The sequence below is a fragment of the Pseudomonas sp. P5_B2 genome (genome assembly GCF_056400445.1).
Genome location: NZ_JBFULH010000799.1, coordinates 1 through 1,634, shown reverse-complemented (window position 1 = coordinate 1,634; position 1,634 = coordinate 1). Strand labels below are relative to the sequence as shown.

Sequence of the window (1,634 nt, the reverse complement as noted above, 5' to 3'; positions counted from 1 at the left end):
CCTTTATCCTTCTAGGTTGTAGCTGTGCGCCTGATTGAGCAGCCAGTCGCGAAATGCCTTTAAAGAGGCTGATTCCACCTTTCGCTCGGGAATCATCAGGTAATAAGCCTTGATGCTCGACAATGCTTGCGTGTTGGCAATCACCAGACGCTTCTCCGCCAATTCACGCTGAATCAGGAACGGTGGGATCAGCGCAACTCCCATGTCGTGCATCGCGGCTTGAGCGAGCATGGAGAATAGCTCGTAGCGCGGTCCTGTCATGTCCCGAGGGATATTCAGGTACTGGGAGTTGAACCACTGACGCCATGCATAAGGGCGGGTGGTCTGCTGCAGCAGCGGAAGTTCAGCGATCTCAGCGGCTGTCAGATTTGCCTTTTTGTGCAGTAGGGCGGGACTGCACACCGGCATCGGATTTTCACCCATCAACCTGTGGGACTCGGTGCCAGACCAATCGGCATCGCCGAAGTAGATCGCTGCATCAAAATCAGTGTCGGCGAACAGGAAGGGGCGCGTGCGGTTGGTGAGGTTCACCGTCACTTCCGGGTGTTTTTGTTGAAAGTCTTTAAGTCGTGGGAGTAACCACTGAGTGCCAAAGGTCGGAACCACTGCCAGTTCGATCACGTTGGCGCCCTGTTGCCCCATCACTGACAGCGTGTCCCGCTCCACCGCATCGAGCTGTGTGGCTACGCGACGGCTGTAGGAAAGGCCTGCTTCCGTCAACTTAACTCCACGTCGCGAGCGTCGGAAAAGTTCGACGTTGAGGAACTCCTCGAGGCTTGCGATCTGTCGGCAAATGGCGCCCTGAGTCAGCGAAAGTTCAAGGGCTGCTTTGGTGAAGCTTTCATGGCGTGCGGCCGCTTCGAAGCTGATCAGGGCTGTCGTGCTGGGGATTTTCCTGCGCATGTACCTCAACCTCACTAATGCATCGCATTAAAGCTATCTCGCGATGTTTCGGAGTGAGAAATTAGCACAACAGTATGCAAAATCCTCGTTTGTCGTAAAGCCGAACCCGGCCTAGGATCAGTCCACGCAATTTGAACCTGATTCGAGAGGACACACTCATGGGCGGTAAAGCGAGCTTCAACTGGATCGATCCTCTGTTGCTGGATCAACAGCTCACTGAAGAAGAACGCATGATTCGCGACACCGCCGAGCAATTCGCTCAGCAGAAGCTCGCACCACGTGTTCTCGAAGCTTTCCGTCATGAGAAGACCGACCCGGCGATCTTTCGTGAAATGGGCGAAGTCGGCCTGTTAGGTGCAACGATCCCGGAGCAGTACGGCGGCAGCGGCCTGAACTACGTCAGCTACGGTCTGATCGCTCGTGAAGTCGAGCGTGTCGATTCTGGCTACCGCTCGATGATGAGCGTGCAGTCTTCGCTGGTGATGGTGCCAATCAACGAATTCGGTACTGAAGCCCAAAAGCAGAAGTACCTGCCGAAACTGGCCACCGGTGAGTGGATCGGCTGCTTCGGTCTGACAGAACCTAACCACGGTTCCGACCCGGGCGCGATGATTACTCGTGCGCGCAAAGTGGAAGGCGGCTACAGCCTGACCGGCAACAAGATGTGGATCACCAACAGTCCGATCGCTGATGTGTTCGTGGTCTGGGGTAAGGATGACGCTGGCGACATC

At 55.6% G+C, this 1,634-nt stretch carries 2 protein-coding genes; one reads left to right on the top strand and one right to left on the bottom strand.

Annotation, left to right across the window (positions count from 1 at the left end; translation table 11 throughout):
* Window positions 1-3 precede the first annotated feature (3 nt).
* Window positions 4-903, bottom strand: a complete 900-nt coding sequence (locus AC1DRJ_RS26915) for a LysR family transcriptional regulator (protein WP_477804826.1) — start codon at window positions 901-903, stop codon at window positions 4-6.
* Between the two features lie 158 nt (window positions 904-1,061).
* On the opposite strand from AC1DRJ_RS26915, the gene AC1DRJ_RS26910 reads away from it, so the two are divergent.
* A partial coding sequence (locus AC1DRJ_RS26910; protein ID WP_477804825.1) for an acyl-CoA dehydrogenase family protein occupies window positions 1,062-1,634 on the top strand: 573 nt, incomplete at its 3' end.